The 22,268-nt window shown below is 66.2% G+C and carries 22 protein-coding genes; 16 read left to right on the top strand and 6 right to left on the bottom strand.

All coding sequences use genetic code 11. The features are described 5' to 3' along the window. Positions 1–83: 83 nt before the first annotated feature. Positions 84–284, bottom strand: a complete 201-nt coding sequence (locus DN387_RS25450; protein WP_043860957.1) for a heavy-metal-associated domain-containing protein — start codon at positions 282–284, stop codon at positions 84–86. Positions 285–420: 136 nt separating this feature from the next. On the opposite strand from DN387_RS25450, the gene DN387_RS25445 reads away from it, so the two are divergent. The 3 genes from DN387_RS25445 to cueR are packed head-to-tail and all read left to right on the top strand — an operon-like array spanning position 421 to position 3,662. Further along, on the top strand, positions 421–807 hold the full coding sequence (locus tag DN387_RS25445) for a hypothetical protein (protein WP_054916634.1): 387 nt from the start codon (positions 421–423) through the stop codon (positions 805–807). 54 nt (positions 808–861) lie between these two features. Beyond that, positions 862–3,264, top strand: coding sequence for a heavy metal translocating P-type ATPase (locus DN387_RS25440; RefSeq protein ID WP_054916635.1), 2,403 nt, complete (start codon positions 862–864; stop codon positions 3,262–3,264). Continuing rightward, positions 3,261–3,662 carry a Cu(I)-responsive transcriptional regulator gene (gene cueR, locus DN387_RS25435; protein ID WP_043860954.1) on the top strand — a complete coding sequence of 134 codons (402 nt, stop codon included), beginning with the start codon at positions 3,261–3,263 and terminating at the stop codon, positions 3,660–3,662. Before DN387_RS25440 ends, cueR begins: the two co-directional genes overlap by 4 nt. A gap of 4 nt (positions 3,663–3,666) precedes the next feature. On the opposite strand, the gene DN387_RS25430 is transcribed toward cueR, so the two are convergent. Then, the gene (locus DN387_RS25430; protein WP_043860953.1) at positions 3,667–4,560 is read right to left on the bottom strand and encodes a PA4780 family RIO1-like protein kinase; all 894 of its coding nucleotides are present in this window, start codon (positions 4,558–4,560) and stop codon (positions 3,667–3,669) included. Between the two features lie 192 nt (positions 4,561–4,752). Then, entirely contained in the window at positions 4,753–5,544 is a 792-nt protein-coding gene (locus DN387_RS25425) for a helix-turn-helix domain-containing protein (RefSeq protein WP_054916636.1), read from the bottom strand. 85 nt (positions 5,545–5,629) lie between these two features. On the opposite strand from DN387_RS25425, the gene DN387_RS25420 reads away from it, so the two are divergent. Next, positions 5,630–6,646, top strand: coding sequence for a bile acid:sodium symporter family protein (locus tag DN387_RS25420; RefSeq protein WP_043860951.1), 1,017 nt, complete (start codon positions 5,630–5,632; stop codon positions 6,644–6,646). Here the strand turns inward: DN387_RS25420 and DN387_RS25415 are convergent. Beyond that, positions 6,633–7,910 (bottom strand): acetyl-CoA C-acetyltransferase, encoded by a 1,278-nt coding sequence (locus DN387_RS25415; RefSeq protein ID WP_043860950.1) that lies wholly within the window; start codon positions 7,908–7,910, stop codon positions 6,633–6,635. The two genes, DN387_RS25420 and DN387_RS25415, sit on opposite strands and share 14 nt — an antisense overlap. Positions 7,911–8,034: 124 nt before the next feature. On the opposite strand from DN387_RS25415, the gene DN387_RS25410 reads away from it, so the two are divergent. The 9 genes from DN387_RS25410 (at position 8,035) to DN387_RS25370 (ending at position 16,254) form a co-directional block, all read left to right on the top strand. Continuing rightward, entirely contained in the window at positions 8,035–9,387 is a 1,353-nt protein-coding gene (locus tag DN387_RS25410; protein WP_054916637.1) for a 3-oxoacyl-ACP reductase, read from the top strand. A 2-nt stretch (positions 9,388–9,389) separates the two neighbouring features. Beyond that, positions 9,390–10,262, top strand: a complete 873-nt coding sequence (locus tag DN387_RS25405; RefSeq protein ID WP_043860948.1) for a MaoC/PaaZ C-terminal domain-containing protein — start codon at positions 9,390–9,392, stop codon at positions 10,260–10,262. A gap of 40 nt (positions 10,263–10,302) precedes the next feature. Continuing rightward, positions 10,303–11,136, top strand: coding sequence for an AraC family transcriptional regulator (locus tag DN387_RS25400; RefSeq protein WP_043860947.1), 834 nt, complete (start codon positions 10,303–10,305; stop codon positions 11,134–11,136). A gap of 49 nt (positions 11,137–11,185) precedes the next feature. Continuing rightward, a complete protein-coding gene (locus DN387_RS25395; protein ID WP_156326258.1) occupies positions 11,186–11,776 on the top strand; it encodes a LysE family translocator in 591 nt (196 codons plus the stop codon). A 122-nt stretch (positions 11,777–11,898) separates the two neighbouring features. Beyond that, a complete protein-coding gene (locus DN387_RS25390) occupies positions 11,899–12,204 on the top strand; it encodes a MazG-like family protein (protein ID WP_043860945.1) in 306 nt (101 codons plus the stop codon). Continuing rightward, positions 12,201–12,950: a methyltransferase domain-containing protein gene (locus DN387_RS25385; RefSeq protein ID WP_054916639.1), complete on the top strand. Its 750-nt coding sequence runs from the start codon at positions 12,201–12,203 to the stop codon at positions 12,948–12,950. Before DN387_RS25390 ends, DN387_RS25385 begins: the two co-directional genes overlap by 4 nt. A 30-nt stretch (positions 12,951–12,980) precedes the next feature. Beyond that, positions 12,981–13,610, top strand: coding sequence for a DUF4136 domain-containing protein (locus DN387_RS25380; protein ID WP_054916640.1), 630 nt, complete (start codon positions 12,981–12,983; stop codon positions 13,608–13,610). A gap of 19 nt (positions 13,611–13,629) precedes the next feature. Beyond that, positions 13,630–14,199, top strand: a complete 570-nt coding sequence (locus tag DN387_RS25375; RefSeq protein WP_054916641.1) for a DUF4136 domain-containing protein — start codon at positions 13,630–13,632, stop codon at positions 14,197–14,199. Between the two features lie 105 nt (positions 14,200–14,304). Further along, entirely contained in the window at positions 14,305–16,254 is a 1,950-nt protein-coding gene (locus DN387_RS25370) for a pilus assembly protein TadG-related protein (protein WP_236172041.1), read from the top strand. Here DN387_RS25370 and DN387_RS25365 read toward each other — a convergent pair. Together DN387_RS25365 and DN387_RS25360 are read right to left on the bottom strand one after the other, a co-directional pair. Beyond that, a complete protein-coding gene (locus DN387_RS25365; protein ID WP_054916642.1) occupies positions 16,239–18,914 on the bottom strand; it encodes a PAS domain-containing sensor histidine kinase in 2,676 nt (891 codons plus the stop codon). The two genes, DN387_RS25370 and DN387_RS25365, sit on opposite strands and share 16 nt — an antisense overlap. Next, on the bottom strand, positions 18,911–19,354 hold the full coding sequence (locus tag DN387_RS25360; RefSeq protein ID WP_043860940.1) for a TadE/TadG family type IV pilus assembly protein: 444 nt from the start codon (positions 19,352–19,354) through the stop codon (positions 18,911–18,913). Before DN387_RS25360 ends, DN387_RS25365 begins: the two co-directional genes overlap by 4 nt. A gap of 75 nt (positions 19,355–19,429) precedes the next feature. On the opposite strand from DN387_RS25360, the gene DN387_RS25355 reads away from it, so the two are divergent. From DN387_RS25355 to DN387_RS25345, 3 genes are all read left to right on the top strand, one after another. Further along, positions 19,430–19,900 carry an A24 family peptidase gene (locus tag DN387_RS25355; protein WP_043860939.1) on the top strand — a complete coding sequence of 157 codons (471 nt, stop codon included), beginning with the start codon at positions 19,430–19,432 and terminating at the stop codon, positions 19,898–19,900. Positions 19,901–20,034: 134 nt separating this feature from the next. Further along, positions 20,035–20,814: a response regulator transcription factor gene (locus DN387_RS25350; RefSeq protein ID WP_043860938.1), complete on the top strand. Its 780-nt coding sequence runs from the start codon at positions 20,035–20,037 to the stop codon at positions 20,812–20,814. Between the two features lie 126 nt (positions 20,815–20,940). Next, on the top strand, positions 20,941–22,107 hold the full coding sequence (locus tag DN387_RS25345) for a hypothetical protein (RefSeq protein ID WP_054916643.1): 1,167 nt from the start codon (positions 20,941–20,943) through the stop codon (positions 22,105–22,107). Positions 22,108–22,268 lie beyond the last annotated feature (161 nt).

Here is a 22,268-nt window from a genome sequence, read left to right as displayed (position 1 = left end):
ACCGCCCATGCAGGGTCGGTAGCCGCTTCGCGCCGGTTCGCCAGCAAGGCTGGCTCCTACAGGCGAAGCGGCTACCGGCTTGTTCAGGCCACAAGCTCGGCCTTGTAACCCTCATCGACAATCGCCTGCACGATCTGCGGCGCCTGCAGCGAACTGTCGACGCGCACCTGCTTGCTGGCCAGGTCCACCTCTACGATGGCCTGTGCATCCTGGCTCTGTACCGCACGGGTCACGGCCTTCACACAGTGGCCACAGGTCATGCCTTGAACAGTGAATACTTGCATGGGAACTACCTCCTTGGGATTTGAGCGCAGTCTCAAGCTTGCCATCGGGGCAAGGTCAAGTGCATGCCGAACTGGAAATCCGCGCCAAGCTCGGCCAAGCTGCGCCCTTGTCGAACGATCAGCAGGAGATTCATTCATGGGCAGGGCAGCATTGGGCCTTATCGGTTTGCTCGGGTTGTGCAGCATCGTGCCCCTGGCCAGCGCCGAAGGGCCGTCGGACTACAGCGTGTTGATCATTTCCCGCGAGCGTCTGGAGGTCGCCACGTCCTGCGAGATCGGCATCTATCTCAACGACCAGCTGTCGGCGCGACTGTTCCAGGAACACTCCACCTCGTTCAACCTGCCGGGCGGCCCGGTGAACGTGCGCCTGCGCCTGCTTCCCGGGCAGGCACCGGGTTGCAACAACGGCATCGAGAACCAGCGCAGCACACGAATCAACGTACTGGCGGGCCAGGTCAACAAGTACCGCATCGTCATGGACAACAATGGCCTCAGCCTGAAGAAGGCCGCTCTGGGCTATTGACCTTGCCAATGGGGTAAGGTTGATGCTTGGCGCCTGTCCAAGGAGGAGAGCCCCATGTCCGCATCAACCACCTTCGATCTGCCGATTCAAGGCATGACCTGCGCCAGCTGCGCCGGTCGTGTCGAGCGCGCCCTGCGCAAAGTCGCCGGCGCCGAACACGTCAGCGTCAACCTCGCCACCGAACACGCCCGGGTGCAAGCCCCTGCCGACGCCCTGCCGGCACTGGTCGACGCCGTCAGCCAGGCCGGTTACAGCGTGCCCGCCCAGAGCCTCGAACTGCAGATTGGCGGCATGACCTGCGCCAGCTGTGCCGGGCGCGTGGAGCGGGCCTTGAACAAGGTGCCCGGCGTACAGCGGGTCAGCGTCAACCTGGCCAACGAGCGCGCGCACATCGAGCTGCTGGGGCAGGTCGACAGCGCGCTGCTGATCGACGCGGTGACCCAGGCAGGTTACACGGCCAGCCTGCCGCAAGCGGGCAAGGCCGATCAGGCCGACGCCGAGCGACGCCTGCGCAAGGAGCGCTGGTCGGTCGGCCTGGCCATACTGCTGGCCCTGCCGCTGGTGCTGCCGATGCTGCTGCAGCCCTTCGGCATCCACTGGATGCTGCCGGCCTGGGCACAGTTCGTACTGGCCACCCCCGTGCAGTTCATCCTGGGCGCACGGTTCTATGTCGCGGCCTGGAAGGCGGTACGCGCCGGGGCCGGCAACATGGACCTGCTGGTAGCCCTGGGCACCAGCGCCGGTTACGGCCTGAGCCTGTACGAATGGGCGCGGGCCACCGCAGGCAGCATGCCGCACCTGTATTTCGAAGCCTCGGCGGTGGTCATCGCCCTGGTGCTGCTGGGCAAGTACCTGGAAAGCCGCGCCAAGCGCCAGACCGCCAGTGCCATCCGCGCCCTCGAAGCCCTGCGCCCTGAGCGCGCCCTGCAGGTGATCGACGGCCAAGAGCGCGACGTACCCATCAGCGCCCTGCGCCTGCATGACCTGGTGCGCGTGCTGCCTGGCGAACGCTTCCCGGTGGACGGTGAGGTGATCGAGGGCCAGAGCCATGCCGACGAAGCCCTGATCAGCGGCGAAAGCCTGCCAGTGCCCAAGCAGCCGGGCGACCGCGTGACTGGCGGCGCCATCAATGGCGAAGGCCGCCTGCTGGTAAGTGTGCTGGCCCTGGGTACTGAAACCGTGCTGGCGCGCATCATCCGCCTGGTCGAAGACGCCCAGGCCGCCAAGGCCCCCATCCAGAAACTGGTCGACCGGGTCAGCCAGGTGTTCGTGCCAGCCGTGCTGGTGCTGGCCCTGGCAACCCTGGTCGGCTGGTGGCTGGCCGGCGCGCCAATCGAAACCGCGCTGATCAATGCCGTGGCCGTGCTGGTCATCGCCTGCCCCTGTGCCCTGGGCCTGGCCACACCCACCGCGATCATGGCCGGTACCGGCGTGGCCGCGCGCCACGGCATCCTGATCAAGGACGCCGAAGCGCTGGAGCGTGCCCATGCAGTCAACCGCGTGGTGTTCGACAAGACCGGCACCCTCACTTCCGGCAGCCCGCGCATAGTTCACAGCAAGGCCCAGGGCATCGAGGCAGGCGAACTGCTGCAACTGGCCGGCGCCCTGCAACGCGGCAGCGAACACCCGCTGGCCAAGGCGGTACTGGATGCCTGCCAGGAGCAGGGCCTGACCGTACCCGACATCGACGACAGCCAATCGCTGACCGGCCGCGGCATCGCCGGCCACCTCAATGGCCGCGACCTGGCCCTGGGCAACCGTCGCCTGCTGGAAGAAAGCGGCCTGCAACCGGGTGAACTCGCCACCAGCGCCCAGGCCTGGGAGGCCGAGGGGCGCACCTTGTCGTGGCTGATCGAGCGCGGTGCGCAACCACGGGTGCTGGGCCTGTTCGCCTTCGGCGACAGCCTCAAGCCTGGCGCAGAAGCGGCCGTACGCCAGCTGAGCCAACAGGGCATCAGCAGCCACCTGCTGACCGGCGACAACCGCGGTAGCGCCAAGGTGGTGGCCCAGGCCCTTGGCATCAATGATGTGTACGCCGAGGTGCTGCCGGCCGACAAGGCCGCCACTGTTCTCGAACTGAAGAAATCGGGTGTGGTAGCGATGGTGGGTGACGGCATCAACGACGCGCCGGCCCTGGCCGCCGCCGACATCGGCATCGCCATGGGTGGCGGCACCGATGTGGCCATGCAGGCCGCCGGCATCACCCTGATGCGCGGCGACCCGCGCCTGGTACCAGCCGCCCTGGAGATCAGCCGCAAGACCTACGCCAAGATCCGCCAGAACCTGTTCTGGGCCTTCATCTATAACCTGATCGGTATTCCGCTGGCGGCCTTCGGCCTGCTCAACCCGGTGCTGGCCGGTGCGGCCATGGCCCTGTCGAGCGTCAGCGTGGTCAGCAACGCCTTGCTGCTCAAAACCTGGAAACCGCAAACGCCGCCACAGGACGATGCCCCATGAACATCGGACAAGCCGCCAAACGTACCGGCCTGAGCGCCAAGATGATCCGCTATTACGAGTCCATCGGCCTGCTCAAGCCGGCCTCGCGCAGCGACAGTGGCTACCGCCTCTACCAGCAGGACGACCTGCACGCGCTGGCATTCATCAAGCGCTCGCGAGACCTGGGGTTTTCATTGGAGGAAGTGGCCAAACTGCTGACCTTGTGGCAGGACCGCCAGCGCGCCAGCGCCGACGTGAAAGCCCTGGCCAACGAGCATATAGCCGACCTGAACCGGCGCATCGACGAGCTGGTGAGCCTGCGCGATACGCTGAGCGAGCTGGTCGCCCACTGCCAGGGGGACGATCGCCCCGACTGCCCGATCCTCAAGGACCTGGCAGCCGGCAGCTGCTGTCACTAGCGCGTTACTGCATCCACGGCGGTGGCGGTTCCTCGGCCTTGGCCGGGCCGTTCTCCGCCTCGGCGCGTGCAGCCTGCCGGCGCGCCTCGTCCAGGCGCGCCGCTTCGATCTCGCGCATCACCCCGTCGACATCGGCGCTGTGCTCGTCCTCCGCGAACTGCCCGCTCAGCGGGCTTTCCGGAGTCAGCTCGCCGGCCTCGTACAACGCCCACATTTCCTTGGCGTAGCGGGTGGCCTTGAGCTCCGGGGCAAACTGGCCGAAGTACCCGGCCATGTTCCCCACGTCGCGCTCGAGCATGCTGAACGCATGGTTGTTGCCGGCCGCATCCACCGCCTGGGGCAGGTCGATGATCACCGGGCCGTCAGGGCCGAGCAGCACGTTGAATTCCGACAGGTCGCCATGCACCAGGCCGGTGCACAGCATCAGCACGATCTGGCGGATCACGAAGTCGTGGTACTCGCGGGCCTGATCGGCCTCCAGGTGCACGTCGTTCAGGCGTGGCGCCGCATCGCCATGGGCATCGGACACCAGCTCCATCAACAGCACGCCATCGAGAAAGTCGAACGGCTTGGGTACCCGCACGCCGGCACTGGCCAGGCGAAACAGGGCTGCCACCTCGGCATTCTGCCAGGCCTCCTCGGCCTCTTTGCGCCCATACTTGGAGCCCTTGGCCATGGCCCGCGCCTGGCGGCTGTTGCGCACCTTGCGGCCCTCCTGGTATTCGGCGGCCTGACGGAAGCTGCGCTTGTTGGCCTCTTTGTAGACCTTGGCGCAGCGCAGCTCGGTACCGCACCGCACCACGTACACCGCGGCTTCCTTGCCACTCATCAGGGGTCGGATGACTTCATCGACCAGCCCGTCTTCTATCAGTGGTTCTATGCGTTTTGGAGTCTTCATCGGCTTTTGTTCTGGGTCCTGTTTTGCCAAACACACGGGTATCACGGGTTGCCGGCCATCGTCTCACAGCCATGAGCCAGATGCGCGCTCACGATACAACAAGGCCCTCAAAGGAAGTGGACCCGATAATGTCCAAATAATTTAATCCCGCCTGCACCGAGTGCCCCCTGGCTTCCCGGACATGGCAGACACTCACTGCCTGAACAGTTCCCCCGGCGTTGCCCCGAACAAGCCCTTGAACGCCACGATGAACGCCGACGTCGACTCATAGCCGCAACCCAGCGCCGCCTGGGTCACACTCTGCCCCTGCTCCAGCGCCTGCAGCGACGACAGCAGGCGCATGCGCTGGCGCCAGCCGCGAAAGCTCAGCCCCGTCTCGCGCTGAAACAAACGCATCAGGGTCTTCTGCGAACGCCCCAGGCGCTCGGCCCAATAGGCCAGGCCGGCGTCCCGCTCCGGGTGCGCCAGCAATGCATTGCACACCTCGAGCAGGCGCGGGTGCTGCGGCAGCGGCAACGAAAAACCCACCTCCGGCAGCCCCTGCAACTGCTCCAGCAGCACCTGCACCAGATGGGCCTCGGGGCTCTCGCCTTCGGCGTAATCCACCGGGAACAGGCAGAACTGCTTGATCAGCTCACGGGCCAGCGGCGTCACCTCCAGCACCCGGCAGCGCGGCCCGGCCCACGCCGCATCGGCCTGACGCACATACAGGCTGCGCATTTCGGCACGAGTCGAGGTAATCACCTCATGCTCCACCCCGGCCGGTATCCACACGCCCCACTGCGGCGGTGCAAAAAAACTGCCCTCGGCGGTGTACACCCCCAGCACCCCGCTGATCGCATAGGAAAACTGTATCCAGTCGTGTCGATGACGCGGCGTCCACGAGCCGGCCCCCAGGCTTTCGGCACGCGCATACAGTGGCCGCGGCAGGGCATCGAGCAGCGGGATTGGGCGTGGCAGCAGATTTTGTCCGTTACTCGGCATCGCTTGGCCTTGTGTCGCGAGACGGAAGAATGGCCACAGGTTAGCCTGCCGCTTCGTTATTACAAGATGATTCGCAGGCCCGCCTATGCAAGCTCACCTCAAGCGCGTGGTAACCGACTGGTTTCTGTGCGGCATGTTTCTAGCCACCTTCCTCGCCTGGCTGTTCCCGCACTTCGGTGCCAGCGGCGGCTCGATGCACGCCGAATACGTGATCAACATCGGCGTGTTCGTGGTGTTCTTCCTGCACGGCATCAACCTGTCCAGCGAACAGATCCGCCATGGCCTGAAGAACTGGCGCCTGCACCTGATGGTGCAGGGCTTCACCTTCGTGGTGTTCCCGCTGCTGTGGTGGCTGGGCAACAGCGTGCTGGGCAGCCATGTGCCGGCGCTGCTGATGCTGGGCTTTCTGTACCTGTGCGCCCTGCCCTCGACCATCTCCTCGTCGGTGGCGCTGACCGGCAGCGCCGGCGGCAACGTGCCCGCCGCGATCCTCAACGCCAGCCTGTCCAGCGTGCTGGGCATCTTCCTGACCCCGTGGCTGGTGAGCCTGGTGGTGGGCAACGGCAGCGATGGCATCGACCTGGGCGCCACCCTGCTCGACCTGTGCGCCATGCTCCTGCTGCCGCTGGTGCTGGGACAGTTGCTGCGCCCGTGGCTGGGCCGCTTCTTTGCCCGCCACAAGCGCTACACCAACGTGATGGACAAGGTGGTGATCCTGCTACTGGTGTACGCGGCGTTCTGCAACTCGATGATCTCGGGGCTGTGGCAGCAGCAGGGTGGCTCGGTACTGCTCACCGCCGTTCTGGGCAGCGCGTTGCTGCTGGCGCTGATCCTGTGGCTGACCACCCGCAGCGCGCGGCTGCTCAGGTTCAGCCCGGCCGACGAGATCGCCGCAGTGTTCTGCGCCAGCAAGAAATCCCTGGCCGCCGGCGCACCGATGGCCGCATTGATCTTCGGCGCCCATCCCGGGCTGGGGCTGATTCTGCTGCCGATCATGATCTATCACCCGCTGCAGTTGATCGTGTGCTCGATCATGGCCGAACACTACGCCAACCGCCCGGCGCCCCTGGCCAAGGAGGCGCCGCTGGTCAGCGCTCGATGATCGCGGTCACGCCCTGCCCGCCCGCGGCGCAGATCGAAATCAGCCCGCGGCCCTGGCCGGCCTCGTCCAGCAGCTTGGCCAGGTTGGCCAGAATGCGCCCGCCGGTGGCAGCGAACGGGTGCCCTGCAGCCAGCGAACTGCCCTTGACGTTGAGCCTGTCGCGGTCGATGGCGCCCAACGGCTCGCTCAAGCCCAGCCGGCTCTGGCAGTAGTCGGCGTCTTCCCAGGCCTTCAGCGTGCACAGCACCTGGGCGGCGAAGGCTTCGTGGATCTCGTAGAAGTCGAAGTCCTGCAGGGTCAGGCCGTTGCGCTCCAGCAGTCGAGGTACCGCATAGGCCGGCGCCATCAGCAGCCCCTCCTGGCCTTTGACGAAATCCACCGCAGCATTCTGACCATCGAGAAAATACGCCTTGATCGGCAGCCCGCGCTCGCGCGCCCACTCTTCGCTGGCCAGCAGTACCACCGAAGCGCCATCGGTCAGTGGCGTGGAGTTGCCCGCCGTCAGCGTGCCCTTGGCGCTGCGCTCGAACACCGGCTTGAGGCTGGCAAGTTTCTCCAGGGTCAGGTCCGGGCGCAGGTTGTGATCGCGGGTCAGGCCCAGAAAGGGCGTGAGCAGGTCATCCTGCCAGCCTTCGGCAAACGCCCGGGCCAGGTTCTGGTGGCTGCGCAAGGCCAGCTCGTCCTGCTCGGCACGCCCTATCTGCCAGGTCTGCGCCATCAGCTCGCAGTGCTCGCCCATCGACAGCCCGGTACGCGGCTCGCCATTGCGCGGCAGCTCGGGCTTGAGGTGCCAGGGCCTCAGTTGCAGGAACACCTTGAGCTTGTCGCCCGTGGTCTTGGCCCGATTGGCCTGCAGCAGCAACTTGCGCAGCCCCTCGTTGACCGCAATCGGCGCATCGGAGGTGGTGTCCACACCGCCGGCAATGCCGCTGTCGATCTGCCCCAGGGCGATCTTGTTGGCCACCATCAGCGCGGTTTCCAGCCCCGTGGCGCAGGCCTGCTGCAGGTCATAGGCCGGGGTCTGCGGCGACAGCCGCGAGCCCAGCACGCATTCGCGGGTCAGGTTCATGTCGCGCGAGTGCTTGAGCACCGCGCCCGCCGCCACTTCGCCCAGTTGCAGGCCATGCAGGCCGAAACGCTCCACCAGCCCTTCGATTGCCGCAGTCAGCATCGCCTGGTTGCTGGCCGTGGCGTAGGGCCCGTTGGAGCGGGCGAACGGGATTCGATTGCCGCCGATGATCGCGACCCGACGTAAAGCGCGCATGCACAGACTTCCTTATTCCGAGACGGGATAGACCCGCTATAGCGTAGGTGTTTTTTCGCCAGTCGAACGACCGAAGGCGAAACATGGTCCACACTTTGGTGCTTAATTTCCGGGAGACGTTCACATGAGCGACCGCTATATCGACTTCGCCAACTCTTCATTCGGTCGGCGCGTGGCCGGTGCCGTCGGCCTGCCCACCCCCGCCCGCCTGGAGCGCTGGGAAGCCGGCAGGCTGCGCCCGGTCGAAGGCGCCCTGCTGCTCGGCGGCGGGCCGCTGGTGACGAACGTGGCCGCCTTTGCCAGGCGCCTGACCGACGAGGTCTACAGCTATGCCGATGAAAGCCTCGAACTGCCGGCCTGGGTCGCGGGCCTGGGGCCCAAGCTCAAGGCCGTGGTGTTCGACGCCAGCCACCTGAGCGACAGCGACCAGCTCAAGCAACTGCGCGAGTTCTTCCAGCCGCTGCTGCGCAGCCTGGCTGCCAGTGCGCACATCGTGATCCTGGGGCGCGCGCCCGAATCGCTGGACGACCCGCTGGCCAGCGTGGCGCAGCGGGCCCTGGAAGGCTTCAGCCGTTCGCTGGCCAAGGAACTGCGCAACGGCGCCACCCTGCAACTGCTGTATGTGGACCCGGCCGCGCAGGATCAGCTCGAAGGCGCGCTGCGCTTCTTCCTCTCGCCCAAGAGCGCCTTCATCAGCGGCCAGGTGCTGCGCCTGACCGCCTGCGCCACCCAGGTACAGGACTGGTCGCGCCCGCTGGCCGGGCGCAAGGCGCTGGTCACCGGTGCGGCCCGCGGCATCGGCGCCGCCATTGCCGAAACCCTGGCCCGTGACGGCGCCGAGGTGGTGCTGCTCGACGTGCCCCAGGCCAAGGCCGACCTCGACGCCCTGGCCGCGCGCCTGGGTGGGCGCAGCGTGGCGCTGGACATCTGCGCCAGCGATGCATCGGCGCACCTGCTCGAAGCGCTCCCCGAGGGCATCGACATCGTCGTGCACAACGCCGGCATCACCCGCGACAAGACCCTGGCCAACATGACCCCCGAGTACTGGGACGCCGTGCTCGCAGTCAACCTCAAGGCCCCCCAGGTGCTGACACAGGCGCTGCTCGACGGCGGCGCGCTGCACGACAACGCACGCATCGTGCTGCTGGCCTCGATCAGCGGTATCGCAGGCAACCGCGGGCAAGCCAACTATGCCGCCAGCAAGGCCGGCCTGATCGGCCTGGCCCAGGCCTGGGCGCCGCTGCTGGCCAAGCGGGGTGCCAGCATCAATGCCGTGGCCCCCGGCTTCATCGAAACACGCATGACGGCGGCCATCCCCTTCGCCCTGCGCGAAGCCGGGCGACGCATGAGTTCCCTGGGCCAGGGCGGCCTGCCGCAGGACGTTGCCGAAGCCGTGGCCTGGCTGGGACAGCCCGGCAGTGGCGCGGTCAACGGCCAGGTGCTGCGCGTATGCGGCCAGGCCGTGATGGGGGCATGAGCATGGACCGACACTGGCACGATCTGCACTGCACGCAAGGGCTGAGCGGGCTGTACCTGAAGGCTGCGCGCAAGCGCAGCATCACCGGCGACAGCCTGCCCGCCAGCGGTCTGCACTGCGCCATCGGCGTGAATCCACAGCGCCTGCAGGCCTACCGCAAGCTCTGCCACTTCGGCGACGACAGCCACCTGCCGCCGACCTTCCCCCATGTGATGGCGTTCGCCCTGCAACTGCAACTGCTGACCGCCGACGACTTCCCGTTCCCGCTGCTGGGCCTGGTGCACCTGAACAACCGCATCCGCGTGGTGCGCCCGCTGGGTGGCATCGGCACGCTGCGCTTCAGCGTGTTCGTCGACAACCTGCAGCCCCACGCCAAGGGCGCGACCTTCGACCTGATGACCGAAGCCGAAGACAGCCTGGGGCTGCTCTGGCACGAGCGCAGTCGCATGCTGTGTCGCGGCGTCAAGCTCGAAGGCGAGCCACCCGCCGTCGCCCCCCCTGAACCGCTGCCTCTGGGCGAGCTGACCCGCTGGTATGCCGACAGCGACATCGGCCGGCGCTACGCCAAGGTCTGCGGCGACTACAACCCCATCCACCTGAGTGCGCTCAGCGCTCGCCTGTTCGGGTTTCCTCAGGCCATCGCCCATGGCATGTGGAGCAAGGCCATGGCGCTGGCCGCGCTGCGCGGGCACCTGCCGCTCAGCGGCTACGAGATGGACGTGGCCTTTCACAAGCCTGTGCGCCTGCCCAGCGAAGTGGTGCTGGAGGGCAGCGCAGTCGCACCCGACGGCCAGTTCCGCCTGGTGGGCCACGGCGACCTGGTGCACATGGCCGGCAGTTGGCACACGCTGCACGAATCTTCTAGACCTGCCTGACGGACCGGGCGATAACGGTTTTCTTTGCCGGTAGCACACGATGAACAGCAACTGGATAGACCTGCGCCAGGAGCCCGATACCGGCATCGAGACCCTGCGCGCGCATTTTCGCGGGCATGCCTATGATCCGCATTGGCACGACAGCTACCTGGTGGGCGTGACCGAACAGGGCGTCCAGCAGTTCACCTGTCGCCGCGCCCGCCACCAGAGCACACCGGGCAAGGTGTTTCTGCTCGAACCCGGCGAGTTGCACGACGGCGATGCGCCCAGCCCCGAGGGCTTCACCTACCGCATGCTCTACCTCGACCCGCAATGGCTGGAGCGCGAGCTGCGCGGCTTCACCGAGCATGCCCCGCCCGCCAGCCAACCCGGTTTTGCCCACACTCTGGCCAGCGACCCGCGCCTGGCAGCGGCCACCGCGTGCGCCTTCCAGTCGCTGCACGAGCCGGAGCTGCGCATGGTGCGCCAGGCGGCACTGGACCAGTTGCTGGAGCACCTGAGCGGGCATCTGCAATGGCGCCGCCGGCTCGACCCCGACCCGCGCCTGCCGCTGGTGGCGCAAAGGGCGCGCGACTACCTGCATGCACACCTGCACCACGACATCGGCCTCGAGCAACTGGCCGCAGCTTGCAACATCGACCGCTTTCGCCTGAGCCGCGCCTTCAAGGCCGCGTTCGGCCTGGCGCCCCACGCCTACCTGGTGCAACTGCGCCTGGCCCATGCACGCCGGCTGCTGGCGGCAGGGTCGAGCCCGGCACAGGTGGCGCCAGCGCTGGGCTTTGCCGACCAGAGCCACCTGGGGCGCTGGTTCCTGCGCGCCTATGGCATGACCCCTGCACAGTACCGAAGGCGCTGCACAAAGCTTCCAGACTGACGCGCGCCAACACGCGAGCATGCAAGCCCCTCTACCAAGGAGCCTGCCCATGCTGGCCTTCATGCTGTTTGCCTTCGTTGCGTCCATCACCCCCGGGCCGACCAATTTCCTGGTACTGAGCAACAGCGCCAGCCATGGCCTGCGCGCTGCATTGCCAATCATCCTGGGGGCCGGTGCAGGGGCCGCGCTGATCGTCTGGCTGGTGGGCAGCGGTATGGGCGAGGTGCTGTTCCGGGCCCCGGCGGTACAGCCGCTGCTCAACGGGCTGGGCGTGGCCTGGCTGACCTGGCTGGCCTGGAAGATCTTTCGCAGCCCAGTGCAGGTGCAGCAATCGGGCGCGACGTCGGCAAGGCTGGGCCTGTGGGGCGCGGCGGCGTTGCAGGTGATCAACCCCAAGACGTGGATGATGGCGCTGGCGGTGGCCAGCGTGTTCATCGATGCCGCAGCCAGCGACCGCCTGCTGCAGGTGACGCACCTGAGCCTGGTGTTCTTCGTGATCGCGCTGCCGTGCCTGGGTGGCTGGGCCTTGCTCGGCAGCGGGGCGCGGCGCCTGAGCGGTTCGCCGTTGGTGCTGCGCCGGGTCAACCAGGGGCTGGCGCTGCTATTGCTGGTGTCGGCCTGGGCCAGCCTCTGGCAGTAAGGCCCCATGCACCTGACACAGGGCTTGCAGGAGCCGGCGTTGCCGGCGAACAGGCCAGCACAATCCCCTGAAAAACCCGCCGACCCGCGCTAAGCTACGCCGCACGAGGAGAGCCCCCACCCATGAACCTGCAAGAACTCACCACCCGCCTGCACACCATCCGCGACAACAACGACTGGCGCGGCTTCCACAGCCCCAAGAACCTGGCCATGGCCGCCAGCGTGGAAATGGCCGAGCTGGTGGAGATCTTCCAGTGGCTCAGCGAGGACCAGTCGCGCCAGCTGTCCCCCGAGCAGCTCGAACACGCCGGCCAGGAAGTCGGCGACGTGGTGCTCTACCTGTTGCTGCTGTGCAGCGAACTGGGCCTGGACATGGACCAGGTGGTGCGCAGCAAACTGGCCGACAGCGAACGGCGCTTCGCCCGATGAAAGACCGCCACTTCGACGCACTGGCGACCCGCTTCGCCGAAAAGATCTACGGCGGCGCCAAGGGCGCCATCCGCCTCGCGGTGCTCCAGGCCGACCTCGCCGAAGCACTGCCCGACCGCCCCCTGCGCGTGCTCGACATCGGCGCGGGCCTGGGCCACATGGCCCTGTGGCTGGCCGAACGTGGCCACCAGGTGACCCTGGCCGAACCCGCCGCGCCTATGCTCGAGGGCGCCCGCGAACGCTTCGCCGCCGCCGGCCAGCCGGCCACCTTCATCCAGGCGCCCTGGCAGGAACTGCTCGGCCAGCTCACCGAACCCTACGACCTGGTGCTGTGCCACGCCGTGCTCGAATGGCTGGCCGAACCCGAGACCATCCTGCCGGTGCTGCACCAGCTCACCCGCGCCGACGGCCTGCTGTCGCTGGCCTTCTACAACCGCGACGCACTGGTGTATCGCAACCTGCTCAAGGGCCATTTCCGCAAACTGCGCGGGGCCAGCCTGGCCGGTGAAAAGCAGAGCCTGACCCCGCAAAAACCACTTGATCCGCGCGAACTCCGGGCGCACCTTGAAGGTCTGTGGGATATACACAGCGAGAGCGGTGTACGGGTGTTCCACGACTACATGCCCGTCGAGTTCCAGGCCAAGGCAGAACTGCTCGACCTGCTCGAAATGGAACTGGCGCACCGCCGCCACCCGGCCTTTGCCGGCCTGGGCCGCTACCTGCACTGGATGTGCCACCCACGCTGAGTACCGAGCCGTGTCTGCCGGGAGACTGCCATGCCGTACCGTTTGATCCTGGGCCTGCTGTGCCTGGCCCTGGCCGCCTGCCAGGGCAGCAACCCGTATGTGGCCAGCTCCCGACCGCTGCCGCCGGCCCCGCCCCAGGCGGCCACCACCTTCGACGCCAGCGCCTACCCGGCACGTGCCCGTGACTATGGCCGTTACCGCAGCTGGTCATGGCGCAACGGCCAGCTCCCGGCCGGCAGCGCCTCCAGCGACCCGGCCGAGCTTGCCGACGCAGTCAGCGCCGCCCTCGACCAGCGCGGCCTGCGGCCTGCGCGCAACACCCGCAGCGACCTGCTGGTCAGTGCCGACCTGCGTATGGAACGGCGCCTGCGCCAGGTGCGCGACGATTACTACCCCTATGACGACTACGGCTACGGGGGCATCGGCTACAACCGCTACGGCGGCTATCGCAACGGCTATGGTGTGTATGGCAGCGTGCCGATCATACGCACCTACCAGGTCGACGTGATGGTGGTGCGCCTGGACCTGTTCGATGCCGGCAGCGGCCAGCCGGTCTGGAGCGCCAGCGCAGAAACCACCAGCCAGGGCTCACCGAGCGAGCGCGCCCGCGCCCTGCGCGATGCCGTGCACAAGGCCCTGGATGGCTACCCCCCAAGCTGAAGGCAACCGGAGAATCATCATGCTGCGCCGTCTCGCTCTACTCCCCCTGTTGGCCCTGCTGGCGCTGCTCGGCGCCTGCCAGAGCAACAATGTCACCCAGGACTTCGATGCCAGCCGCGACTTTGCGGCCTACCGCAGCTGGAGCTGGCAGGAGCCGGCCCTGCAGTATCGCCCGGACGACCCGCGCATCAAGAGCGACCTCACCGAGCAGCGCATCCGCCAGGCCGTCAGCGAACAGCTCGACCAGCGCGGCCTGCGCCCGGCCCAGGGCAATGCCAGGGGTGACCTCAAGGTGCAGACCTACCTGATCGTCGAAAACCGCCAGCAGCAGATCACCACCAACTACGGCGGTGCCTGGGGCGGTTACTGGGGTGGCTACTGGGGCGGCCCGGCCTACAACGAGACCCGCAGCGTCGACTACAAGGTCGCCACCATCCAGGTCGACCTGTTCGACAGCCGCGACGGCAAGCTGGTATGGCGCGGCAGCGCCGAGCAGATCATGAACAACTACCCGCCCGGCCCCGCCGAGCGCAACACCGCGATCCAGAATACCGTGGCCAAGGTACTGGCCAACTACCCGCCCCACTGAGCCGGCGATGGCCGGTCGCCACCTCAAGGCGACTGGCCATTATCTTGACTACACTTCTTTGACGCATGCGTTCGCGCACGGCCTGGTGCCGGCAAAGGAGTGCTCGTGGCTACCCGATTCCCAACCCGGCAGCGTGGCGCGATCGGCCTGATGGCCGCCCTGACACTGGCCCTGGCGCTGGTGTTCGCCCTGTTGGTGATCGATAGCGGGCGGCTCTATCTGGAACAGCGTTCGCTGCAGCGGGTGGTCGACATGGCCGCCCTCGAAGCGGCTGGGCAAAGTGCGGTGTGCACCGGCAGCGGCCCGCAGGCGGCGACCGTGGCCCAGGCCAGCGCCGCACGCAACGGCTTCGCGCCCGGCGCCAAGCATACCCTGGCCACCACCTGCGGCACCTTGCAGACCGGTGCCGGCAGCCGGCGCACCTATACCGTCAACCCGAGCAAGAGCGAAGCGATCCGGGTCAGTGCCAGCAGCGCCGTGGCCACCAGCATTGCCGCCGGTGTACAGGCCCTGCTGAGCGGCGGCGCCGTGCCGGCCACCACCACCCTGCACGCCAGTGCGGTGGCCTCGCTGCCCAAGCCGCCGCAGGCGATGCTGCGTCTCAAGAGCACCCTGCTGACCATCGACACACGCAAGTCCGATGTGCTCAACGCCCTATTCAAGGCCCTTGGCGGCAACGTCAACCTCGACGTACTGGGCTGGCAGGGCATCGCCGACGTCAACGTCGACCTGCTGAGCTTTCTCGATGCCCTGGCCATCAAGGCCGGGGTGCAGGTCGGCAATTACGATGAACTGCTGGGCAAACAGCTGCACCTGACCGACCTGCTCGATGTCGCCGTCGACCTCGCCCGGCGCGGCGGCGCGGCGGCCCAGGTGGTGACTGACCTCGGCAAGCTGGTACTCGGTGCCGGCAACAACCCGCTGGTCAAGCTGGGCGATATCCTCGACATCCAGAACGGCGCGGTCCAGTCCGGCCTGGATGCCCAGGTACAACTGCTGCAACTGCTCAAGGCCTCGGTGATGCTGGCCAACAAGAACACTGCGGCCACCGCCGAGGTGCCGCTCAACATCCCGCCGCTGGTCAAGGCCAACCTGCGCCTCAAGGTCATAGAACCCGAACAGATCTCCGCCGTGGGCAACCCGCAGTACGACACCATCAAGGTGCACACCGCTCAGGTCCGTGCGCTGGTCAGCCTGGAGCTGCCGCTGCTCAACAGCATCACCGGCCTGCTCAACGCCGTGCTCGACCTGGCCGAACCGCTGACCAACGTGGTCAGCAACCTGCTCAGCCTCAATCTGGTGGCCACGCTGGAGTCGGTGTTCTGCCTGCTGGCGATCCCGTGCAAGGTCAGCGACGTCCTGTTGCTGCCTGGGGTGGTGCACCTGGACATCGGCCTGGAAGTCGCCAGCGCCAGCAGCCAGGTCACCCGCTACAGCTGCAAGCCGGACAAGACCCTGACCGCCAGCACCCGCAATTCGGCGCTCAACGTTTCGGTGGGCATGTTCAGCGATCCCCAGGCCTTTTTCAGCACGGGCAACACCGCCATTTCGCCGCTGCCGCTGATCGACATCGGCAGCAAATACTGCACGCGCTTCCTGATACTGCCGTCCACCTGCGGCGCGCGCACCGCCTTCGCTGGCGGTGGCGTAGGGCTCAAGGTCAATGCGCCGCTGCTGGGCAGCAACTCCACCGGGCCTGCCACCGACCTGCTGTTTCGCAACGCCAGCGCGCCACCGGACATCGACCTGCCACCGGCCTACATGGCCACCTCGGCCAGCGATATCGTGCAGAGCCTGAACAACACCATCAATGGCATCGAGCTGCAGGTGTACCGCCCGCTCAACGGCAACCTGCTCGGCAACGTGCTGTTGGTGGCCGGCAACCTGCTCGATGACGTCAAGGCGCTGCTGCAGCCAGTGATCAGGAACCTGCTCGGCAAGTTGGTCGACCCGCTGGTCAACGCACTGCTCAAGGCACTGGGGCTGGACCTGGTGAACGTCGAGGTCGGTGCCAACCTCACCTGTGACGGCAACCGCGCTCAGCTGATGCTCTGAACCGGCAGCTCGATCACGAAACACGCACCCTCGGCGCCATTGTGTGCGCTGAGCAACCCACCCATGCCCTCGATGATCCCGCCACTCACCGACAGGCCCAGCCCGGTACCCACGCCGCTGGGCTTGGTGGTGAAGAACGGCTCGAAAATCCGCTCCAGCAGCCGCGGGTCGATGCCGCCGGCATTGTCGCGCACCTGCAGGCGCACCCCACCCGCCACCGGCTCGGCCTCCACCGCGATCCAGGGGCGCAACTGCGGGTCGGCCTCACGTCGGCCCAGCAAGGCGTCGCGGGCATTCACCACCAGGTTGATCAGCACCTGCTCCAGCTGATCGGCATGGCCGCGCACATGGCAGCCGCTCAGCGCCGGGCCCAGGTTCAGCGCCACGCCCTTGCCAGCCAGGCCGTCGGCCAGCAACGACACGGCACCCTCAACCGCCTGCCAGGGCTCGAACAGTTGCTGTTCGACCTCCGAACGCCGCCCGAACACGCGCATGTGGTCCACCACCTTCGAGGCCCGCAGCACCTGCGCATCGATGCGCCTGAGCTTGTCCTGCAGGTATTCCACCTGCACGTCGCCGTTCTCCAGGCGCTTGAGCGCGTTGACCACCGCCATGCGCATCACGTTCAACGGCTGATTGATCTCGTGGGCGAGGCCGGTGGCCATTTCGCCCAGGGTGGCCATCTTCGCGCTCTGCAACAGCTGCTGCTGGCTGCGCCGCAGCGCCGTGTTGTCGCGCCCCACCGCCTGTACCTCCAGCAGACGGCCCTGCTCATCGAACAGGCCGCGGTCGGACCACACCCACCAGGCATGTTCGCGCCCCGGCAGTTGCAGGCAGATTTCGGCACTGCTCACCGGCTGCTGCGGGGTCAGGCCGGCCAGGCGCTGCGAGAACGCCTCGCGCTGGGCCGGCGACATCCACTGCCCCAGGTCGCTCCCGGGCAACTGGTCAGGTAGGCACTCCAGGTAGTCGGCCAGCGGGCGGTTGCCGAACAACACAGTCAGGTCGGGCCGGTAGCGGCAGATCATCGCCGGCGAGTCCTCCACCAGCACCCGGTAACGTTCCTCGCTCTCGCGCACCCGCTCGGCGGCCAGGGTCGCCTCGGTCACGTCGAGCCAGATACCCACGGCTTCCACCGGCAGGCCCAGGTCGTCACGCAGCAGGCGCGCTTCATCCAGCACCCAGTGGTAGATGCCCTGCGCATCGCGCAGGCGGTAGCGGCTGCGCACCTGGCCCTCGCGCAGCAGGTCGCGGGTACGTTGCAGCCACAGCGCCTGGTCGTCGGGGTGTACCCAGTGCGCCGGTTGCAGGTCGGCAGCGGGCGTCCAGCCAAGCAGCGGCTGCAGGCTGGCACTGAAGAATTCGGCCTGCAGCGCACCGGCGTCATAGCGCTGGATATAGATCACTGCCGGCGAGCTGGCGATCAGGTTGTCCAGCCGTGCGTGCGCGGCCCTGGCCTGCTGCTCCTGGGCCTTGATATCGCTGATGTCGAGCATGAAACCCTGCAGACGTCGCTGCTGCCCCAGCCCGTGCACATCGCCACAGATGCGGTACCAGCGCAGCGACGCGGCCTGCAGGCGCACGCACAGTTGCAGGCTGCAGCCCTCGCGCTGCAGCGCCTCGAACGCCAGTTGCGCCGCCTCCCGGTCGGCCGGGTGCAGCAGCGCCCACCAGGCCGGCAGCGCCAGTTGCGCACTCACGCCGAAACTGGCCGCCAGCCCCGGTGCCAGGTGCAGGTAGGGCTCGTGCAGCGACCACTCCCACCAGCCCGCACCGAGCAACCCCTGTACATTGTTCAGGCGCTGCTGGCTGGCCTGCAGCCGGTCGCCGGCCAGGCGCGCCAGCAGCGGCTCGGCCATGGCATCGAGCAGCAGGGGGGCCGCCTCGGGCCGGGCCTGCCCACCCTCGTCCGCGCACAGCAGCCAGGCCTGGGCCTGATGCTGCTGCGCATGGCCCACCACATACAGCGGGTGAGTCGGGCAGAGCACCTGCAAGGCCGGAAACTCGGCACTGCACAGCACGCGCCCCGACGGCAGGCGGTCGAGTACCGCGCTCAGGCGTGCATCGTCGGCCCAGGGCACGCTCGATGCATCCCGCGCGAAGGTCTGCCAGCCGCCGGGGGTGCGCAGCAGCAGCGCCGCCCAGCCCATGCGCCAGTGCCAGGCCAGGCGCTGCAACTGCTCGGCGGCCACCTGGGGCAGGCGCTCCAGGCTGCAATCGCGCAGTGCTGCGCCGACCTGGCGGGCCAGTTGCTGCTGGCGCCGGGCATCCTGACCCTGCTGACGCTGCTGCAGCAGATCGCCCACATCGAATAACTGCAACAGCCAGTCCTCGCCCTGGACCAGCAACCAGCCGCGGGTGTGCAGGGTGCTGCCATTGGCGGTTCTGAAGTCCAGGTCCAGCGGTTGTGCCTGCCAGTCGGCGGGCTCGCCTTCGAGCACCAGCAGGCTGTGCGCCTGCACGTAGTCCTGCACCCGCGCAGCAGCCTGCGCGGGCAGCGCCAGGGCGCTGCGCAGCGGGCCGCCCAGGCGCAGCACGCGGCCCTTGTCATCGAGCCACAGCTGCAGGCCCACCGCCGCCGGTACCGGGGCCTGCGGTGCGGCCACCGCGGCGGCCGGGCGCCCGCGCCAGCGATCGAACAGGCCGTGGCCACCGCTCAAAGCTGAAGGCTCGCGGTGGCGCCAAGGGTTGCCGGCAGGCGTGGCACCTCGCCCACCACCGGCAGGTCGAGCACCGGCAGCACCGTCGTGAGCCGGGCCTTGGCGTAGTTGATGCGCACGGTCAGCAGGTTGGTGTTGCTCAGGGTCACGACCGCGTCGGTGCCGGGCTGGAACTTCAGCGTTCCCGGCATCCACGCCAGCTGCTGGGCCAGCACCTCGCGGGCCAGTGCCGGCACATCGGTGCGGTAGGTGGCGCTGGTCGGGTCCAGCGCCATGCAGCGACGCACCGCCTCGCTGCTGGCCTGGTGGAACGACTGCAGCATCAGCAGTGGCAGGGCGTAGCTGACCACCCCGTAGAACACCGCGAAGAACACCACGAACACGGCGGCGAATTCGATCGCCGCCGCACCTTTTTGCCGTCTTGCAAGGCCTGCTTTCATGATCGCGTCTACCCTGACAATGACACCCGCAATCAAGCATAGAATCAATCACGACCAAGGGATGGCATTTCGCCTATGCAAAGCATCGTCCTGCTGCTGTGGCTCGCATTGTGTGCCGAACAGGATGCCCGAGAAAGGCAGATCAACAACACCTTGACCCTTGGCGCCGCAGCCTGCGCCCTGGCCTATCTCTTCATCACCGGGCACACCTGGATCGGCGCCGATGCCAGCGAGGGTGGCTGGGCGCTGCTGATCGTGATGCTGCTGACCCTGCCCGGCTACATGCTCGGGCGCCTGGGCGCCGCCGATGTGAAACTGCTGGGTGCGCTGGCGCTTGCCACTGATCGGATGTACCTGCTGGGCACCTTCATCGGTGCCGGGGTGGCGGTGGTGATCTGGTTGCTCAGCCGCCGCTGGCTGTGGTCCCTTCTGAGTCAGAAGGTTAAGCAACGCTTCAGGCAGGTGATCGAAGAAGCGTCAAAAAAACAGCCCTTCGCCCCCTTCGTGCTGGCCGGTTTTTTATTGGCTGCGGTATGGATCCATTGATCGAACAACCCGTCTAACCTGCTGTACATACGTTGTACATAGCCGCCAACTGCGTCTATTTTTCTAGTCACTGCCCCTCGATACCACAAGCGTCATGGCCGTACCAGGAAGGGCACGTCAGCAGGGAGTTGCGTGTGAACAAGCCAGTGAGTCCATTCAAGGTGTTGATCGTCGACGACCAGCCGTTGATCGTCGAAGAGCTGTGTGAATTCATCGAGGGCAGCGGGTACCGGTGCGTACCGTGCCACAGCAGCCAGCAGGCCATCGAGCGGTTTACCGAAGACCCGGCAATCGGCCTGGTGCTGTGCGACCTGCACATGCCCGAGCGTGACGGCATCGAGCTGGTCAAGGCGCTCAAGGCCATTGCCGGCAAGCAGCGGATCTTCGAGGCGATCATGCTCACCGGGCGGGCCGAGAAGCAGGATGTGATCAAGGCGCTGCGCGAAGGGTTCGCCGACTACTACCAGAAGCCGGTGGACCTCCCCGAATTGCTCGAGGGGCTCAAGCGCCAGGAGACCGCGTTGCTGGAGCGGCAGAAGAACTTCCAGCACCTGGGCCACCTCAACCAGAAGCTGCAGTACCTGGCCGAATCCATCGACGACCTCTACCAGGACCTGGGCAAGGCCCGCGAGCAGGTGGTGGGCACGGGCCTGGGTGGCGAGGATGCAACGGCAGCCGAGAGCATGCCGGCGATCTTCGACCAGCTGTCACCGCGCCAGCTGGACGTCGCGCGGCTGGTGGGCAAGGGCCAGACCAACTATCAGATCGCCTGCGAGCTGGGCATTACCGAGAACACGGTGAAGCTGTATGTGTCGCAGGTGCTGCGCCTGACCCACATGCACAACCGCACCCAGCTGGCCCTGGCGCTGGCGCCCAACCCCTCGGCGCTGCGTCAGCGCATCACGGCGCATTGAACAGGTCGCCGCTGCCTTCGAGCCTTCGAAGGCAGCGGTGAAACCTGAAACAAATTGGATATGCCAGCCCCCTTGGGCTATGCAAGAATCCGGGCCACTTCTCGTCGATGTGTGGCCTGCTCAAGCATGACTTCATTTCTCAAAGGGCTGTTTGCCCCCAGCGGTGCGTTCTTCGGCTCTATCGCCATTTTCGCTACCGTTCTGGTGGGTGCTTACATCTCCCTTTACAGCTCGGCAATAACAGGACAGTTCAACAACCTGTGCCTTGGGCTGTTACCCACCTGCGAGGGGGCGCCGCTGAATGAAGCGTCCACGGCATTCAGGCTGTTGCTCTACCTCGGCCTGTTCCTGTTGCTACGGGAAATAGCCGTCAACCGGGAAAACAACTCGGCGCGCAGCCAACTGCACAGTTACATAAAAAGCACTCCGTCAAAGTCGTTTCTCGGAAACTACTCTGCCTACATGCGTATCCTCGGCGCCCGGCGTCTGGAAATCAAAGCGGAGCTCAACAGCGAGGCGCCCAAACCCGACGTGGTCCACAAGCTGATGCGCGAGTGCCTGCACGGTGTGTTGTCGCTGGCCAAGGACTGGGATGGCAATGAAGGCAAGTCGTCGGTCTATCGAGCCAACATCATGACCCTGGTGCCATCGGGTTTTCTCGATACGGTAACGCTTGCCGACGGCAGCATGGACAACATTGCCCGCATCATCGATTCCAGCAAGCTATTTCTGTACAACAACTCAACACTTGGCAAACTTGCAAAGTGCAGTGGCATCCTGGTGCTTGAAGATACGACTTTCACGGTGTCTACCAAAGTCGAGTTCGGCGAGCGGGACGACTTCATAAAAGAGCCGATTTGCTTCCCTTATGTCGAACAGGGTTATGCCGGTTTCACAACGCAACCCATCATCCCCGGCGCCCCCATGTGCGCCAGTTTCGGTATGGCGCAATACCTGCACCATACCCAAAGCGAAATATCTCTGTTTCTGGACAATCTTGCATACAAGAACCGCGAGTTCTGCAATCGCTTCAAACATGATGTACTGGAGTATTACAACGATATAGAAGAAGCCCAGTCGATACTCTCCATTCCCATTCAGGTTCGACGCGAGGCGGATGCGGAACAACTCCCTGTCTATGAAACCATCGCCGTAATGAATATATACCGCAACAAAAAGGGGATTTTCCGCGATGAAGACAGCGCGATGAACTTTGCTCAACTTCTGGAGCCGATTTGCTATCATTTCGGGAAAATGCTAGTATCCCTAGCGCAAATAGAACCTGAAACATGACACTCAGCGTATATTTTCATTACTTTCAGGAGCCGTAGATGACCTCCCTAAAAGTACTAAAAACCAGATACAAGGAAGAGAGCCCCAGCAAGCGCTCCTCCGAGCAAACCCGGGAAGCCCTCAAGAGCATGGTGCTCAGAAACTTCTCCGCCAAGCCCAAA

Origin of the sequence: Pseudomonas sp. FBF18, from assembly GCF_024261405.1 — a bacterium.
GTDB lineage: Bacteria > Pseudomonadota > Gammaproteobacteria > Pseudomonadales > Pseudomonadaceae > Aquipseudomonas > Aquipseudomonas palmensis.
This window is presented reverse-complemented; position numbering and strand designations above follow the sequence as displayed.

Bases quoted from the DNA above. Each gene is read 5' to 3' on its own strand.
- cueR (WP_043860954.1), top strand. From the start codon at position 3,261: ATGAACATCGGACAAGCCGCCAAACGTACCGGCCTGAGCGCCAAGATG.
- DN387_RS25360 (WP_043860940.1), bottom strand. From the start codon at position 19,354: ATGAAAGCAGGCCTTGCAAGACGGCAAAAAGGTGCGGCGGCGATCGAA.
- DN387_RS25430 (WP_043860953.1), bottom strand. From the start codon at position 4,560: ATGAAGACTCCAAAACGCATAGAACCACTGATAGAAGACGGGCTGGTC.
- DN387_RS25380 (WP_054916640.1), top strand. From the start codon at position 12,981: ATGCCGTACCGTTTGATCCTGGGCCTGCTGTGCCTGGCCCTGGCCGCC.
- DN387_RS25405 (WP_043860948.1), top strand. From the start codon at position 9,390: ATGGACCGACACTGGCACGATCTGCACTGCACGCAAGGGCTGAGCGGG.
- DN387_RS25415 (WP_043860950.1), bottom strand. From the start codon at position 7,910: ATGCGCGCTTTACGTCGGGTCGCGATCATCGGCGGCAATCGAATCCCG.
- DN387_RS25425 (WP_054916636.1), bottom strand. From the start codon at position 5,544: ATGCCGAGTAACGGACAAAATCTGCTGCCACGCCCAATCCCGCTGCTC.
- DN387_RS25355 (WP_043860939.1), top strand. From the start codon at position 19,430: ATGCAAAGCATCGTCCTGCTGCTGTGGCTCGCATTGTGTGCCGAACAG.
- DN387_RS25410 (WP_054916637.1), top strand. From the start codon at position 8,035: ATGAGCGACCGCTATATCGACTTCGCCAACTCTTCATTCGGTCGGCGC.
- DN387_RS25400 (WP_043860947.1), top strand. From the start codon at position 10,303: ATGAACAGCAACTGGATAGACCTGCGCCAGGAGCCCGATACCGGCATC.
- DN387_RS25445 (WP_054916634.1), top strand. From the start codon at position 421: ATGGGCAGGGCAGCATTGGGCCTTATCGGTTTGCTCGGGTTGTGCAGC.
- DN387_RS25375 (WP_054916641.1), top strand. From the start codon at position 13,630: ATGCTGCGCCGTCTCGCTCTACTCCCCCTGTTGGCCCTGCTGGCGCTG.
- DN387_RS25450 (WP_043860957.1), bottom strand. From the start codon at position 284: ATGCAAGTATTCACTGTTCAAGGCATGACCTGTGGCCACTGTGTGAAG.
- DN387_RS25440 (WP_054916635.1), top strand. From the start codon at position 862: ATGTCCGCATCAACCACCTTCGATCTGCCGATTCAAGGCATGACCTGC.
- DN387_RS25345 (WP_054916643.1), top strand. From the start codon at position 20,941: ATGACTTCATTTCTCAAAGGGCTGTTTGCCCCCAGCGGTGCGTTCTTC.
- DN387_RS25420 (WP_043860951.1), top strand. From the start codon at position 5,630: ATGCAAGCTCACCTCAAGCGCGTGGTAACCGACTGGTTTCTGTGCGGC.
- DN387_RS25385 (WP_054916639.1), top strand. From the start codon at position 12,201: ATGAAAGACCGCCACTTCGACGCACTGGCGACCCGCTTCGCCGAAAAG.
- DN387_RS25390 (WP_043860945.1), top strand. From the start codon at position 11,899: ATGAACCTGCAAGAACTCACCACCCGCCTGCACACCATCCGCGACAAC.
- DN387_RS25395 (WP_156326258.1), top strand. From the start codon at position 11,186: ATGCTGGCCTTCATGCTGTTTGCCTTCGTTGCGTCCATCACCCCCGGG.